We start from the raw sequence: 13,882 nt of genomic DNA, 5'->3' as shown, positions 1-13,882 counted from the left end.
CTCAGCCCCCCTGTACCTGTCCGTCGACCGGCGTCGGGCCGGCCGTCTCCGGTGCGGCCCCGGCCTGTGCCGGCCGCAGCGACTGCTGGAAGCGGGCCACCGCGGCGGCCGCCGCCCGCAGGTCGCAGGGCGCGCTCCAGAGCAGCCAGCGCGCCTTCTCGTAGTGCTCGATCACTTCCGGGTCCTCGGAGACCCGCAGCCGGGCCGCCATCGCCTTGTAGGCGTCCAGCCGGCCGCGCAGTTCGGCGCGGACGGCCAGCGGCTGGGTCACCTCGGTGAGCGCCTGCCGGGCGCGGCCGAGCTCCTTGGCCGCGGCGTCCTCCAGCGCGTCCAGCAGCGGCGCCAGCCGGCCCCACTGCCCGGCCTGGCGCAGCTCCAGGGCCGTCACGATCCGTTCGCGCAGGGCCGAGGCCGGGCCGGGCACCGCCGGGACGTCGCTGGCGGCGATCTTCGCCAGCACCTCGCCGCGCGCCCGGCGGGCCTCGGCCAGGGTCGCGTCGGCCCGCTGGAGGAGGTCTCCGACGCCCTGCAGGCGCTCCTCGGCGTCGTCGCGCAGCCGCAGCAGGTCCTCCAGCTCCAGCCGCACGCCGTCCAGGGCCCGGCCGGCCCGGTCGAAGCGCTCGGTGTCCACCACTCCGGCGGGCGTGGCGAAGGCGGTGCCCTCCGGCACGGTGCCGCGCTGGGCGGGCACCCGGGCCGGGCGCCACAGCGCCAGCGGGTCGCCGCGGACCTCGGTGCGCAGCGCGGTGAGGTCGGCCTCCAGCCCGGCGAGGTCGTCGCCCAGCGGGTGGCCGCCGGCCCGCACGCCGAGCGAGGCGGCGAGCGTGCGCACCCGGTGGAGTTCGGCCAGCAGCAGGTCGATCCGGGCCGGCAGCGCCGACCAGACCGCGTCGGCGGCGCTGACCACCTCCAGCACGGTGGCGTACCAGGAGTTCATCCGGGCCATCAGCGCGTCCAGGCTGATCCGCTCGACCAGGCGGGCGGGCGCGCCGAGCAGTTGCGGGCCGTCGGGCAGCGCGCCGCCCGGGACGGTCACCGCGTCGCCGGTCAACAGCTCGCTCAGCTCGGCGAGTTCGGGCGCACCGGGCTTGGCCTTGCGGGCCCGCACGGCGCGCGCCGAGGCCAGCGCCTCCGAGTAGCGGTCGAACAGCGCCCAGAGCAGCGGCAGGCCCTTCCCGGCGACGGACCACTGCTCCAGGGTGCGCCCGGCCAGGTCGGCGCCGTCGAGCAGCCGCAGGCCCGGATGGTCCTGCAGGGCGAGCAGCGCGGACTCGACCGCGTCGCGCTCCGCGCCGAGGCGCGCCAGCACGCGGTCCACCTCCTCCCGGCTCAGTACCGGGCCAGCCGATGCAGCCACCGCGGTGTCCTTCCTTCCTCGCGTGCGATCCCGACCCGCGATCCCACGACAGCCCCCGTACCCACCGGCGGTCTCCCCGCGGTGATCGTCCCGAACCCTAGCCGGTGGCCCCGCGGCGGGTGCGGGCGCGGGGCGTCAAGGCGGTGTCAACGCCCCGCGCTCCGCGCGCCTGCGCGCCGGTCAGTGCGCCACCGGCCAGTAGTGGTCGGCGTCGTTGACCATGTAGGGCTTGAGCCAGCGGTCGTACGAGCTGCGCCAGGCGCCGCTCGCGTAGTAGTCGGCCAGCACCTGGTTGACCCGGGCGGTCAGGTCGGGGCTGGTCTTGAGCATCGCGACGCCGATCACCTCGGGCTGCGCCTCGCCGTCCACGATCCGCACGGTCTGGTCCTGGGCGGCCTGGCCGGCCGCCAGGCCGTCGTCGGTCATGGTGGCGTCGACCTTGCCGAGCTGCATCAGGACCAGGCAGTCCAGCTGGTTCTCGACGGTGACGACCTGCCTGGCGGTCTTCTTGCCGTCCAGGACGTTCCAGGCCGTCGAGCCCTTGGCGGCGCAGACCGTCCGGTCCTTGACCGCGTCGTCGACGTTCTTCGCCGGGGAGGCCTTCGGCACCAGCACCCGCTGGGTGATGCTGAAGTACGGCTTGGAGAAGGCGACGTCCTCCATCCGCTTGCAGTTGATCGTCATGGTGCGGACGATCAGGTCGACCCGCCCCTTCTGGACGGCGTCGACCCGGTCCGCGGTCGCCACCGGCTTGAGCACCACCTTGTCGGCGTCGCCCATGACGGCGGTGCCGATCGCCCGCGCGAGGTCGATGTCGAAGCCCTCGATCTGGCCGGTGTTCGGGTTGCGGGCGCCCCAGCGGTAGCTGTTCTGGTCCACACCGATGACCAGGCTGCGCCGGGCCTTGATCGCCTTCACCGCCGGGCCGTCCTCGGTGCTCGGCGGCACGCTCTTGTACACGTCGCAGTCGGCCTGGTCCTGCGTTGTCCGCTGGTCCTGCCGCACGGTCTGCGGCGCGCCGGCGGCGACGGGCGCGGCGCCGGACGGGCCGCCCCCGCCGAGCACGGCCGCACCGGCGGCGAGCAGCGCCAGCACGGCGGCCGGCCGGCCCGTTCGGGTCCTCTTGCGCATCTGTCGTCCCCCCTCTACCGGTACTCGGCCAGTCGTCGGCCCAGGCCCCGCAGCGCGGCGGCCGCGGCGACCAGGCCCAGCACCGCGACGGCGACGGCCGTGGTGCGCAGGTCCCCGTCGACGCCCTTCGCGGACGCCAGGAACCGCTCCTGCTCGGCGTCGGCCGCCTTGGCGAGCGCCTGGTCGGTGCCGTTGAAGGCGGCGTCGGCGGTGGTGGTGGCGCCGACGGCCGAGACGGTCGCGTCCAGGGCGCCCTGGTAGTCGGCCCGGTCGACCTCCGCCTTCCGCGCGGAGGTGTGCCGCTCGTCCCAGACGGCGTACTGCGCGCGGGCGTCGGCGACCAGCGACCGGGCCTGCGGCGGCGCCAGCCGGAAGGCCTCCGGCAGCGTGCCGACCAGCTGGTCCACCGGGGTGTCGGCGGGCGCACTGGCGGACAGGTGCTGGGTGGTCTTGAGCCACTGGTCGGTGTACCTGGTGGTGGAGCCGCGGGCGACGAAGTTCAGGTTCTCGGCGAGCCGGGCGGTCAGCACGTCCACCCGGGCGGCGTTGAGCGCGCGCAGCGGGGTCGCGCCCTCGCGGTCGCTCTGCTTGAGCGCCGCGCTGGCGGTCAGGCCGGTGACGGTGAGCCAGAGCGCGCCGGCCAGGACGGCGGCGGTGGCGCCGAGCAGGCCGGGGTTGAAGACCCGGTTGGTGCGGCGGAACAGCGTCAGCTGCACCCAGACCAGGGCGGCGAGGGTGAGCAGCGCCAGGACGTACGCCCCCCACGGCACCGCCTTGGCCTCGGCGTAGTCGGCGGCCAGTTCGCCGTTCTCGATGGTGGTCAGTTCGGCGGCGGCCGGCAGCAGCTGGGTCTGCATCTGCTCGGAGGCGTACCGCAGGTAGGCGCCGCCGAGCGGGAAGCCCTGCCGGTTGTTCGTCCGGGCGCTCTCCACCAGGCCGGAGTAGAGCGGGAGTTGTTGGTTGATCCGGGCGAGCGAGCCCTGTGCGGGGGAGGTCGCGGTGGTCCGGGCGGCGGCGTCGGCGATCAGCTTGGCGGCCGTGGCGAGGTCCTGCTCGTAGCGGTCCCGGACGGCCTTCGGCTCGGCGCCGGCCAGCAGGAAGCCGGTGGCCGCGGTGGTGTCGGCGTCGGCCAGCGAGCGGTGGATGTCGGCGGCGGCCTGGCTCAGCGGCTGGCTGTAGGAGACCACCCGCTGGGCGGCCTGCGCCCGGGTCTCCAGCTGCCAGGCCGTCAGCGCGCCGAAGGCCACCGTCAGCGCGGCGAGCACCGCGCCGGCCAGTCGCAGCCGGCCCGGGGCCGTCCGGGCGGCCCGCGCGAGCCGCCCCCGCAGCCCGCGCGGTGCGGGTGGGCCCGCGGCGGGGCGGCGCGCGGGCGCACCGCCGGGTCTGGACGCCGTGGCGCCCGGTGGACCGTTCGGCCGTGTCCGGACCGCGGCGCCCGGTGCGCCGGTACCTCCTGGTGTCGCCACCCGCCTCACCCTCCCCTGGGGCCGGCCCGTCATCCGGGCGCGGCCGATGCCAGCAGTATGGCCGTGACTCCCCCCGGCCACACCCGACTTGCGCCGATCTTGAGTTTCCGGTGCACGGTTCGAGGCTTCGCCGCGGTGCCGCCCCGGGCGCCTCGGCGGCCGCGCGGGGCGGGCGGCGTACCGTCCGACGCCGGACGCACCCCGTGCGGTTCCCCGGGCGGTCCGGAGCGCCGGGGTCCGCCCGGGTGCGCGCTCCCGCTGCGGGCCGGACGCTCTCCGTACGATGGGCGCATGCGCCTGCTTGGAACGATCTCGCCCGACCGCCCGCTGCTCGTCGTCGCCGTCCGCGAGGAGGCCGCCCACCTGGACGGCCGGCTGCCCGTCCTGCTCACCGGCATCGGGAAGATCAACGCCACCTCGGCGCTGGCCACCGTCCTCGCGCAGGGCGAGCGGCCGTCCGAGGTGGTCAACCTGGGCACCGCCGGCGCGCTGCGCCCCGGTTGGGAGGGCACCCACCACGTGGTCCAGGTGATCCAGCACGACCTCGACACCCCCGCCCTGTACGAGCTCACCGGGCGCACCTACGGCGCCCCGCTGGTGGTGGGCCGGGGCCAGGGGCCGGTGCTGGCCACCGGCGACCTCTTCGTCTCCGACCCGGCGGCCCGCGCCCGGCTGGCCGAGCACGCCGACCTGGTCGACATGGAGGGTTACGCCGTCGCGGTGGTCGCCCACCGTGCCGGGCTGCCGGTGCGCCTGGTCAAGCACGTCAGTGACGAGGCCGGCGAGGGCGCGGCGCACAGCTGGCGCGAGTCCGTCGACGTCTGCGCCCGCCACCTCGCCGACTGGGTCGCCGCGCAGGGCTGGTGACGTTCCAGCCGGTGACGTTCCAGCGGTGACGTTCCACCGGTGCGGAATCCGCGGTGGCGCGGTGACCGGTGACACCGCGCCGCCCCGGCCGCCCGACCGGACCGGTGCGGGAGGCGTGACGAAGCCCGCCGAGCGCTTGCTCGGCGGGCTTCGTGCCGCGTGGGGGCGGTGGGTTTCGGGGTGCGGGTGCAGGTCGTGGACGCGGGTGCGGGTGCGGGTGCGGGTGCCGGGCCGGGGCAGGCCGGGGCGGGGCGCAGGGCCGGGCCGGGGCGAGCCGGGGCGGGGCGGGTCCTCGGAGCCGGGGCAGGCCGGGGCGGGCGCGGGGCCGGGCCGGGGCGAGCCGGGGCGGGGTGCCGGAGGGGCCGGGGGAGGGGCGTCAGGCGCGGGCGGCGTCGATCTTGTCCTGCAGGGCGGTCAGCAGGTCCTTGAGGATGCCGATGGTGCCCTCGTCGACGAGGGTGCCCTCGCCGTCGAAGCGCTCGTGGGAGCGGAAGGCGACGAGTTCGGGCTTGGCCACCACGTCGCTGTCGGTGCAGAGGAAGACCTGGCGCAGCGCCAGCTGGGCGCGGACGGAGCCGAAGCTGCCCGGCGCGGCGCCCATGATCGCGGTGGGCTTGTGGCGCAGCGGGACGCCCTCGGTCCGGCTCCAGTCGGTGCTCAGCCAGTCCAGGGCGTTCTTGAGGACGCCGGGGACGGAGTAGTTGAACTCCGGGGTGGCGACGAGCAGGCCGTCCGCGGCGGAGACCGCCCGGCGCAGCTCCTCGACGACGGCCGGGCGCAGGCCGGGGTGGTCCAGGTCGTAGTCGTACGGGGGTATCTCGCGCAGGCCGTCGTAGATCTCGATCTCCATGCCGGCCGGGTCGAACGCCTGGGCGGCGCGCAGGAGTGCGGTGTTGTGCGAGTCGGCGCGCAGCGAGCCGGAGAGGGCGAAGACCTTGGACGCGGTCATGGCGGTGCTCCTTGCGGGTGGATGTGGGTGGTGGCACGGACGGCCGGCCGGACCGCCCGGTGCGGGGCGGGAGTCGGGCCGGCGGTCGTTCCGACGCCGAGAAATCTAAACGGTTCAGTTCAGTACGTCAACCAGACGGTTCAGTCTTGACTCTGAACTGAATCGTGTAGTTCAGTCTTGGGCATGACGACGACTCAGCTCGCCGCGGCCCAGGCCGCCCCCGTCCGCTCGACCACCACCGTCATCGATCCCGTGCACACCTTCGAGGGCGCCGGCTTCCCCGTCCGCCGCCCGTTCCCGGTGGCCGAGCTCCCGATGCTGGACCCGTTCCTGATGGTCGACCAGACCGGCCCGCTGCTGCTCGCCCCCGGCGAGGCCAAGGGCGCCCCCGCCCACCCGCACCGCGGCTTCGAGGCGGTCTCCTACCTCATCGAGGGCTCGATGGACTGGGCGGACTCGACCGGCCGGCGCGGCACCAGCGTCGCTGGCGAGGTCGAGTGGCTCACCGCCGGCGCCGGCATCGTGCACTCCAACGAGCCGACCGCCGACCTGCTCGCCCGCGGCGGCCGCCAGCACATGCTCCAGATCTGGGTGAACCTGCCCGCCCGGCTGAAGGACCTCCCGGCCCGCAGCCAGAACCAGGGGCCCGACACCATCCCGGTGGTGCGCACCGGGGACGGCAGCGCGGTCAAGGTGATCGCGGGCCGCAGCCACGGCGTGGCCGGGCCGTTCGAGACCCACCTGCCGGTCCTGCTCGCGCACGCCGTGCTGCCCGCGGGCGGGCAGGTCGAGTTCACCGTGCCGGCGGGCCACAACGCCGCCGTCTACGTGCTCTCCGGCGCCGTCGAACTGCCCGACGCGCCGCTGGCGGACGGTCAGCTCGCGGTGCTGGCGCACGACGGCGAGCGGATCGCCGTCGCCGCGCCGGGCGGCCCGGCCGAGGTGCTGGTCCTGGCCGGCGAGCCGATCGGCGAGCCGGTGGCCCGCGGCGGCCCGTTCGTGATGAACACCGCGGCCGAGCTCCGGCAGGCCCAAATCGACTTCTCGAACGGCAAGTTCGGGAGGATCCCGGAATGAGCCCGGGAGTGCTGGACACGGCGGCCGGGGCGGGCGCGCCCCCGGCGGAGCCGTCGGCGGGCAGCGCCGGCCGGGGCGTACGGGGGTCGCTCCGGACCGGCCTGCTGCTCGCGGCGGTCGCCGCACCCGGGGCCGCTGGGCTCTCCAGTCCGAGCCTCGTCCTGCCCGCCGTCGCGCGCGAACTGCACACCGGCCTCGACTCCGCGTCCTGGCTGATGAGCGGCTACGGCCTCGGCATGATGCTCGGCACCCCGCTGCTCACCGGCACCGCCGGTCGGCGCGGCCCGCGGGCGCTGCTGCTCGCCTCCGCGGCGGCGCTGCTGCTCGGCGTGCTGGTCACGCTGGCCGCCGGGGCGGAGCTCGGCCCGCTGGTCGCGGGGCGCGCACTGCAGGCGGTCGGCGCGGCCGGGTTCAACGTGGCCGCCTTCCAGCTGGCCGCGCGCCGGCCGGACGGGCGGGCCTCCGGGCTCGTCGCGATCGGCAGCGCGGCGGGCGGCACCGCCGGGCTGTTCATCGGTGCGGCGGTGGCGGCCGGGCTGGGCTGGCGGGCCTGCCTGGTGCTCCCGGTGCTGACCCTGGCGGTGCTGCCGGCCGCGCTGCGCGCGTGCGCCGGGGCGGTGGCGGACCGGGTGGCGGATCCGGCGCCGGCCCCGGGGTCGCGGGGCGGTGCCACAGCGGCCGACGGGCCCGCGGGTCGCGGCTTCCTCGGCCTGGACGCCCTGGCGGTGCCGCGCTTCCGGGCCGTCGCCGGCGTGATGCTCGTCCTGGCGACCGTCAACTTCGGCCTGGTCTACGGCGCCCCGCGCCGGGCCGCCGCGCTGACCGGCTGGAGCGCCGTCCAGACCGGGGCCGTCGGCTCGCTCGCCACCCTGACCGGCGCACTGCTCTCCTGGTCGCTGGTGCGCGCCGCGCCCCGGCTGGGCCTGCGGCGCACCGCCGGCCTGCTGCTCGGCGGCTCGTTCGCCGCGCTCGCCCTCGCCGCGTCCAGCCCCTGGGCGCCGCTGGTGCTGCTGGGTGCGGGCGCCAGCGCCTGCGTCAACGCGGGCGGCCAGGGCGTCCTGACCGGCGCCGCGGCCGAGGCCGTCGCGCCGTCCCGGCGGCCGGAGGCGATCGGGCTGTTCAACCTGGTGTTCCTGCTCGGCGCGGCGCTCGGCCCGCAGCTGGCGGCACTCGCCCCGCGCCTGGCGGAGTTCGGCGAGCGGATCGCCGGGCTGGGCCCGCACTTCGCCTCACTGGTGCACTGACCGGCCGCGGCGCCGGCCGCGGGCGGGTGCGTCGGCGAGGCGGAACGCGCTCCGTCGGCACCCCGCCGGGCCCCGCCGCGCGATCCGACCGAACGGTTCAGTTTCCTATACTGGCCCGTACCGTCTCCCCCCGAGCACCCCGAGGAGAACCCCGATGGCCGCCGACAACCCCGGGCCGATCGACGAGTTCGGCATCCCGATCATCCCGAGCCCGGTCGACGCCGCCCAGCGCAAGCGGCAGGCGATCATCGACGCGGCCCTGGTCGAGTTCCTGAAGGAGGGCTACTCCGCGGCCTCGATGGACGCCATCACCGCGCGCTCCGGCGTCTCCAAGGCGACCATCTACAAGCACTTCGGCAACAAGGAGCGGCTCTTCCTCGCGGTGATCGGCGGCATACTGCCGACCACCTACGAGGACCTCAAGCCGTGGAACTCCACCATCGCCGAGGCCGACGACCTGCGCTCCGCGCTGATCACGCTCACCCTCGACTGGACCCGCATCCTGCTGCGCCCCGACATCATGTCGCTGCGCCGGCTGGTGATCGGCGAGATCGACCGCTTCCCGCAGCTGGGCCAGCTCTGGTACCGGGTCAGCTACGACATGAACAACGGCCCGCTGATCGAGGCCTTCGCCGAACTGGACCGCCGCGGCGTGCTCGCCGTGGAGGATCCGGTGCTGGCCGTGCAGCAGCTGGTCGCCTGCACGGTGGGCGTGCCGCAGCTGGTGCGGACGTTCCGCCCGGAGGCCGACCTGGACGAGGCCGGGATGCACCGGATGATCAGCTCCGGGGTCGACCTGTTCCTGGCCCGCTACGCCCGGGAGCGGTGACCGCGGCGACGGCGGAGGTCCGGGCGTCCTGAGCGGCGGCCGTGCCGGCCTCCGGACGGGCGTCCTGAGCGGCGGCCGGCCCAGTCTCCGGAAGGGCGTCCGCAGCGGCGCCCGGCCCGCGACGGCGCCGCCGCAGCCCGGCCACCAGCAGCAGCACCGCCGTCCACGCGCCCGTGCACAGCACCTGGCTGCGGCTGCCCGGGTCCACCAGCATGAACACCAGCACCCCGGCCATCGCCGCCAGCGCCAGGTATCCCAGGTACGGGAAGCCCCGCATCGGGGCCGCCGGCCCGGGCCCGCCCCGCTCGGGCCCGCGTCCCTGTTCGGGTTCGCGTCCCTGCTCGGGCCCGCCGGGGCGCTGCCGCCGGCCGTGCAGCCGCAGGTGGGAGGCGGCGATCAGGATCCAGACCACCAGGATCGCCGTCCCGATCGAGTTCAGCAGGAACGGGAAGACGGTCCGCGGCCACAGCAGGCTGAGCACCACCGAGGCGAAGCCGAACGCGGCCGAGGCGAGCACGGCGCGGCCGGTGCCGGTCGGGGCACCGCCGCCACCGGAGACGCCGTCCGGGGCACCGCCCGGGGCACCGCCGGGGGCGGCCGCCCGGCCGCGGCCGGTCAGCAGGCGCGGGGCGTCGCCGCGGGCGGCGAGGGCGTGCAGCATCCGCGAGGAGCCGTAGATGTTGGCGTTCATCGCGGACAGCAGGGCCACCAGCACCACGGCGTTCATCAGCTGCGCCGCGCCCGGCACCCCGATCCGGCCGATCGCCGCCGCGTACGGACCGGCCGCGACCGCCGGGTCGTCCCAGGGCACCACGGCGACGATCACCGCCATCGAGCCGACGTAGAACAGCGCCACCCGCCACAGCACCGTGCGCACCGCCCGGCGCACCGCGGCCGCCGGATCCGCGCACTCGGCGGCGGCGATCGTCACCGTCTCCAGCCCGCCGTACGCGAACACCGCCGCGATCGTGCCCACCGCGACCCCGTGCCAGCCGTGCGGCAGCAGGCCGCCGTGGGCGCTCAGGTGCTCCGCGGCCGGGGCCCGGCCGGTGAGCACGGCGGCGGCGCCGAGCAGGATGAACGCGCAGATCGAGGCCGCCTTCACACCGGCGAACCAGAACTCCAGCTCTCCGAAGTGCCGCACGCCCGCCAGGTTCGTCCCGGTGAACAGCGCCATGAACGCCGCCACCCACACCCAGGCCGGCACCTGGGGCAGCCATCCCGCCACGATCCGGGACGCCCCGATCGCCTCCGCGGCCACGCTCACCACCAGCAGCGCCCAGTACATCCAGCCGGCCAGCAGCCCGGCCCACGGCCCCCAGGCGCGGGTGGCGTGCGCGGAGAACGACCCGGAGCCGGGGTGGGCGGCGGACATCTCGCCGAGCATCCGCATGACCAGGACGGTGAGCACCCCGGCCACGACGTACGACACCACGATCCCGGGCCCCGCCGCGGCGATGCCGACGCCGGAGCCGACGAACAGCCCGGCTCCGATCGCCCCGCCCAGCGCGATCATGGCGATGTGACGCTGTCTCAGCCCACGACTGACCGACCGGTCCTCGGACATCACGGCTCCCCCCGTTGTGATCCAACCGGGGGAGATCCTGGCCCGGACCGCCCGTCGTGATCAAGTCCTCCGGCCGGTCCGACCGAGGTGTGGACACCCGCCGACCGCGGCCCGGGGCGGCCGGCGGCCGGGGAGAGCCCCCGCCGCCGGCCGCGTCGCGCCCCCTCGGCCCCGGAAGCGCGCCCCTCAGCCCCGGAAGGCCGTGACGTCCAGCAGCGCCAGCCGGTCCGGGTCGGTGAGCACGTCGATCGCGGCGATCGCGCCGTCCACCACGGTGAACGCCATGACGGAGATCGTCCGGCCGCCGTCGTCGATCACCACCGCGCCCGCGACGCCGTTGACCAGCGCGGGACGCGCGAACGGCGACAGCGTGCCCCACAGGACGGCCTGCCCCGCCACCTCGGCCGCACCCGAGAGCACCACCGTCTGCCGGACCCGCACGCCCGCACCGCCGTCCGAGCGCAGCACCACGTCCGGATCGAGCACGGCCAGCAGCGCGTTCAGGTCACCGTTGCGGGCGGCGGCGTAGAACGCGTCCACCGCGACCCGCTGCCGGCCCAGGTCGGGATCGGGCGCCGGCGCCTGCCCCTGCACCCGGCGGCGGGCCCGGCTGGCCAGCTGGCGGGTCGCGGCCGAGGTCCGCTCGATCAGCGGGGCGATCTCCTCGAACGGCACCGAGAACATGTCGTGCAGGACGAAGGCGACCCGCTCGGCGGGGGACAGCGACTCCATCACCACCATCAGCGCCAGCCCGACCGAGTCCGCGAGCATCACCTCCTGCTCCGGGTCGACCACGCCCTCGCGCCGCAGCAGCGGGTCCGGGATCCGCACCTGGTCGGAGCCGCCGGGTTCCAGCGGCTCCTCACGGCGGTGCGCCCGCTCGCGCAGCAGGTTCAGGCACACCCGGGACACGACGGTGGTCAGCCAGCCGGCGAGGTTCGCGACGTCCCCGGTGTCGGTGCGGTCGTACCGCAGCCAGGTCTCCTGGACGGCGTCCTCGGCCTCGCTGATCGAGCCGAGCATCCGGTACGCCACGGCCCGCAGTCTGGGCCGGTGGGCCTCGAAGAGCCCGGCCGGATCCTGTGCGGAAGATTTTCCGTCCACCCGTGTCACATTCCTTCGTCGCCGTGGGTCAGTACAGCAGGAGCCACCAAACAACGGCTGCGGCGCGGAGATCAACTCCCCGCCCGGGACGAATCGGAGACGATCGTGACGAAGAACCCCAACGCGGGCACCCCGGCGAACGGCACCCCGGCGAACGGCACCCCGGCGAACGGGACCCCCGCGAACGGCACCCCCGTCCTGGTGACCGGTGGCACCGGCACCCTCGGCCGCCAGGTCGTGCCGCTGCTGCGCGCGGCCGGTCGGGAGGTCCGGGTCCTCAGTCGGCACGACCGCGAGCCCGCCGACGGCGTGACGTACGTGCGCTGCGACCTGCTCGGTGATCCGGCCGCCGCCGCGGCCGGCCTGGACGAGGCGCTGGCCGGCGTGCACACCGTGCTGCACCTGGCCGGCGGCCCCAAGGGCGACGACGCCGCCACCCGCGTCCTGGTCGAGGCCGCCCGGCGGGCCGGGGTGGGGCACCTGGTGTACATCTCGGTGATCGCCGCCGACCGGATCCCGCTCGGCTACTTCCGGGCCAAGCACGCGGCCGAGGAGGCGGTGGCCGGTTCGGGCCTGCCGTACACCGTCCTGCGGGCGGCGCAGTTCCACGACCTGGCGTTCACCGTGGTCGAGAAGATGGCGAAGCTGCCGCTCGTCCCGGCCCCCGGCGGCGTCCGGTGGCAGCCCGTGGACGTCCGGGAGGTCGCGGCCCGGCTGGTCGAGCTGGCACTGGACGCGCCCGCCGGGATGGTCCCCGACCTGGCCGGTCCGACGGTGTACGAGATGGGCGAGCTGTCCCGCGGCTACCTGGAGGCGCAGGGCCGCAGCCGCCGCCACCTGCGTCTGCGGGTGCCGGGCAGGCTCGGCCGCGCCTACCGCGCCGGGGACAACCTCACCCTGGCCGGGGCCGAACTCGGCCACCGCACCTGGGAGGCGTACCTGGCCGAGCGGCTGGCCGCCTGAGTGTCGCCGCCGGCCCGTAGGGTGGCCGCCATGCCGACCACCACCCCGCTGCTCGACGCCATCCGAGCCGACCAGGCCGCCCTCGACTACCTGCTCTGGCCGGGCGACTTCGACCTCCGGCACTACCCGCACGTCGAGGAGGTCGTGCTCGCCTCGGGCGAGGCCCTGGAGCCGGTGGGCAAGGACGGCGCGGGCGGCACCTTCTTCCTCTGCGGCGAGGGCGGCGAGGAACGCCCCGTGCTGTACGCCGACTCCGAGGGCGGTGCCGCGCTGCTGGCCGTCGGCCTGCCGGAGCTGGTCCGGCTGCTGCTGGCCGTGCCGTGGTGGCGGGACTGCCCGCGGCTGGCCGCGGAGGAGAGCGCGGAGGCCGCCGAGGAGTACCTGGAGGACGAGCCCGGCCTGCTCGCCGACCGGGACGCGGCAGCAGCCGCCCTCGGTCTCGAAGTCCCCTCGGAGGCGGCGGCGTTGGCCCGGCTGCGGGAGGTGGCGACCGGCCTGGGGAGCGGGTACGTCCTGCTCAACGCCGAGGAGGGCACCGCCTACGCGCCGCTGTTCCGGGCCTGAGGCCTCCTGGTCGCTCCGGTCCTGAGCCCGCCCGGTCTCCGGGGATCGTGCGCCCCGGACCCTGCGCCCGTGGGGCCGTGCGCCCGAGGATCGTGCGCCCGGGGGACCGTGCGCCCCGGTGTCAGGCCTTGGCCGCGGTGAGGACGGCCTCCGTGGTCACCACCTTGGCGAAGCGCATCGCGTGCAGCACCGTCGCCGTGGCGCGGGCGAGTTCGGCGGCGGGGACGGTCGTGCCGTCGGGCCCGGTCAGGTCGAAGGCGTGCATGGCGTCGGTGGGGAAGACCGCGTCGTAGCCGAGGTTGCCGGCCATCCGGGCGGTGGTCTCGCAGCACACGTTGGTGATGATCCCGGTGACCACCACCTGGCGGGCGCCGCGCTCCTGCAGCCAGGCGTGCAGGTCGGGGGTGCCGTAGAAGGCGCTGTTCACGGTCTTGGTGACGTGCAGTGCGGGCGTGACCTCCGCGACGAAGTCCTTCAGCTCGTAGCCGGGCGTCCCCGGTGCCAGCGGTCCGGAGGAGGAGCCGTGCTGCACCGTGACGATCGGACGGCCGGTGGCCTGCCAGGCGGCGATGAGGTCGGCGATCCGCTGCTCGGCCTGCGGGTTGTCGCGCGGGCCCCAGGAGGCCTCGTCCTCGAAGCCCTTCTGGACGTCGATCAGGAGCAGGACGGCGTCGGGGTCGAGGGCGAGCGGGGCGTCGAAGGCGTCGGTGTTCGTCATGCGTCCATCGTGCGGTCCGGTGCCGGGGGCCGGTGAGGGGAGCGGA

13 protein-coding genes are annotated in these 13,882 nt (G+C 75.8%); 6 read left to right on the top strand and 7 right to left on the bottom strand.

Going from position 1 to position 13,882, the window contains the following annotated elements; genetic code table 11:
* Position 1 precedes the first annotated feature (1 nt).
* The 3 genes from ACIA8Q_RS27005 to ACIA8Q_RS26995 form a co-directional block, all read right to left on the bottom strand.
* Positions 2-1,357 carry a hypothetical protein gene (locus tag ACIA8Q_RS27005; RefSeq protein WP_396317804.1) on the bottom strand — a complete coding sequence of 452 codons (1,356 nt, stop codon included), beginning with the start codon at positions 1,355-1,357 and terminating at the stop codon, positions 2-4.
* A gap of 180 nt (positions 1,358-1,537) precedes the next feature.
* A complete protein-coding gene (locus tag ACIA8Q_RS27000; RefSeq protein ID WP_360216972.1) occupies positions 1,538-2,488 on the bottom strand; it encodes a glutamate ABC transporter substrate-binding protein in 951 nt (316 codons plus the stop codon).
* A gap of 14 nt (positions 2,489-2,502) precedes the next feature.
* Positions 2,503-3,753: a hypothetical protein gene (locus ACIA8Q_RS26995; protein WP_360216969.1), complete on the bottom strand. Its 1,251-nt coding sequence runs from the start codon at positions 3,751-3,753 to the stop codon at positions 2,503-2,505.
* A 492-nt stretch (positions 3,754-4,245) separates the two neighbouring features.
* Here ACIA8Q_RS26995 and ACIA8Q_RS26990 point away from each other — a divergent pair, with 492 nt between their 5' ends.
* The gene (locus ACIA8Q_RS26990; RefSeq protein ID WP_360216966.1) at positions 4,246-4,821 is read left to right on the top strand and encodes a nucleosidase; all 576 of its coding nucleotides are present in this window, start codon (positions 4,246-4,248) and stop codon (positions 4,819-4,821) included.
* A 376-nt stretch (positions 4,822-5,197) separates the two neighbouring features.
* On the opposite strand, the gene ACIA8Q_RS26985 is transcribed toward ACIA8Q_RS26990, so the two are convergent.
* Positions 5,198-5,770 (bottom strand): NADPH-dependent FMN reductase, encoded by a 573-nt coding sequence (locus ACIA8Q_RS26985; protein ID WP_360216963.1) that lies wholly within the window; start codon positions 5,768-5,770, stop codon positions 5,198-5,200.
* A gap of 183 nt (positions 5,771-5,953) precedes the next feature.
* Between ACIA8Q_RS26985 and ACIA8Q_RS26980 the strand changes: the two genes are divergently transcribed.
* From ACIA8Q_RS26980 to ACIA8Q_RS26970, 3 genes are all read left to right on the top strand, one after another.
* Positions 5,954-6,847 (top strand): pirin family protein, encoded by an 894-nt coding sequence (locus ACIA8Q_RS26980; RefSeq protein WP_396317803.1) that lies wholly within the window; start codon positions 5,954-5,956, stop codon positions 6,845-6,847.
* A complete protein-coding gene (locus ACIA8Q_RS26975; protein ID WP_396317802.1) occupies positions 6,844-8,091 on the top strand; it encodes an MFS transporter in 1,248 nt (415 codons plus the stop codon). Before ACIA8Q_RS26980 ends, ACIA8Q_RS26975 begins: the two co-directional genes overlap by 4 nt.
* Before the next feature lie 154 nt (positions 8,092-8,245).
* Positions 8,246-8,920: a TetR/AcrR family transcriptional regulator gene (locus ACIA8Q_RS26970; RefSeq protein ID WP_360216955.1), complete on the top strand. Its 675-nt coding sequence runs from the start codon at positions 8,246-8,248 to the stop codon at positions 8,918-8,920.
* On the opposite strand, the gene ACIA8Q_RS26965 is transcribed toward ACIA8Q_RS26970, so the two are convergent.
* A complete protein-coding gene (locus tag ACIA8Q_RS26965; protein WP_396317801.1) occupies positions 8,871-10,487 on the bottom strand; it encodes an amino acid permease in 1,617 nt (538 codons plus the stop codon). The two genes, ACIA8Q_RS26970 and ACIA8Q_RS26965, sit on opposite strands and share 50 nt — an antisense overlap.
* 186 nt (positions 10,488-10,673) lie before the next feature.
* On the bottom strand, positions 10,674-11,591 hold the full coding sequence (locus tag ACIA8Q_RS26960) for a sigma-70 family RNA polymerase sigma factor (RefSeq protein ID WP_360216949.1): 918 nt from the start codon (positions 11,589-11,591) through the stop codon (positions 10,674-10,676).
* Between the two features lie 198 nt (positions 11,592-11,789).
* Here ACIA8Q_RS26960 and ACIA8Q_RS26955 point away from each other — a divergent pair, with 198 nt between their 5' ends.
* Together ACIA8Q_RS26955 and ACIA8Q_RS26950 are read left to right on the top strand one after the other, a co-directional pair.
* Positions 11,790-12,554: an SDR family oxidoreductase gene (locus ACIA8Q_RS26955; protein ID WP_396317810.1), complete on the top strand. Its 765-nt coding sequence runs from the start codon at positions 11,790-11,792 to the stop codon at positions 12,552-12,554.
* Positions 12,555-12,584: 30 nt separating this feature from the next.
* The gene (locus ACIA8Q_RS26950; protein WP_396317800.1) at positions 12,585-13,118 is read left to right on the top strand and encodes a hypothetical protein; all 534 of its coding nucleotides are present in this window, start codon (positions 12,585-12,587) and stop codon (positions 13,116-13,118) included.
* A 121-nt stretch (positions 13,119-13,239) separates the two neighbouring features.
* Here the strand turns inward: ACIA8Q_RS26950 and ACIA8Q_RS26945 are convergent, their stop codons facing one another.
* Positions 13,240-13,836 (bottom strand): cysteine hydrolase family protein, encoded by a 597-nt coding sequence (locus ACIA8Q_RS26945; RefSeq protein ID WP_387906010.1) that lies wholly within the window; start codon positions 13,834-13,836, stop codon positions 13,240-13,242.
* Positions 13,837-13,882 lie beyond the last annotated feature (46 nt).

Origin of the sequence: Kitasatospora sp. NPDC051705, assembly GCF_044453265.1 — a bacterium.
Classification (GTDB): Bacteria; Actinomycetota; Actinomycetes; order Streptomycetales; family Streptomycetaceae; genus Kitasatospora.
This window is presented reverse-complemented; position numbering and strand designations above follow the sequence as displayed.

Bases quoted from the DNA above. Each gene is read 5' to 3' on its own strand.
- ACIA8Q_RS27000 (WP_360216972.1), bottom strand. From the start codon at position 2,488: ATGCGCAAGAGGACCCGAACGGGCCGGCCGGCCGCCGTGCTGGCGCTG.
- ACIA8Q_RS26990 (WP_360216966.1), top strand. From the start codon at position 4,246: ATGCGCCTGCTTGGAACGATCTCGCCCGACCGCCCGCTGCTCGTCGTC.
- ACIA8Q_RS26985 (WP_360216963.1), bottom strand. From the start codon at position 5,770: ATGACCGCGTCCAAGGTCTTCGCCCTCTCCGGCTCGCTGCGCGCCGAC.
- ACIA8Q_RS26980 (WP_396317803.1), top strand. From the start codon at position 5,954: ATGACGACGACTCAGCTCGCCGCGGCCCAGGCCGCCCCCGTCCGCTCG.
- ACIA8Q_RS26975 (WP_396317802.1), top strand. From the start codon at position 6,844: ATGAGCCCGGGAGTGCTGGACACGGCGGCCGGGGCGGGCGCGCCCCCG.
- ACIA8Q_RS26970 (WP_360216955.1), top strand. From the start codon at position 8,246: ATGGCCGCCGACAACCCCGGGCCGATCGACGAGTTCGGCATCCCGATC.
- ACIA8Q_RS26965 (WP_396317801.1), bottom strand. From the start codon at position 10,487: ATGTCCGAGGACCGGTCGGTCAGTCGTGGGCTGAGACAGCGTCACATC.
- ACIA8Q_RS26950 (WP_396317800.1), top strand. From the start codon at position 12,585: ATGCCGACCACCACCCCGCTGCTCGACGCCATCCGAGCCGACCAGGCC.
- ACIA8Q_RS26945 (WP_387906010.1), bottom strand. From the start codon at position 13,836: ATGACGAACACCGACGCCTTCGACGCCCCGCTCGCCCTCGACCCCGAC.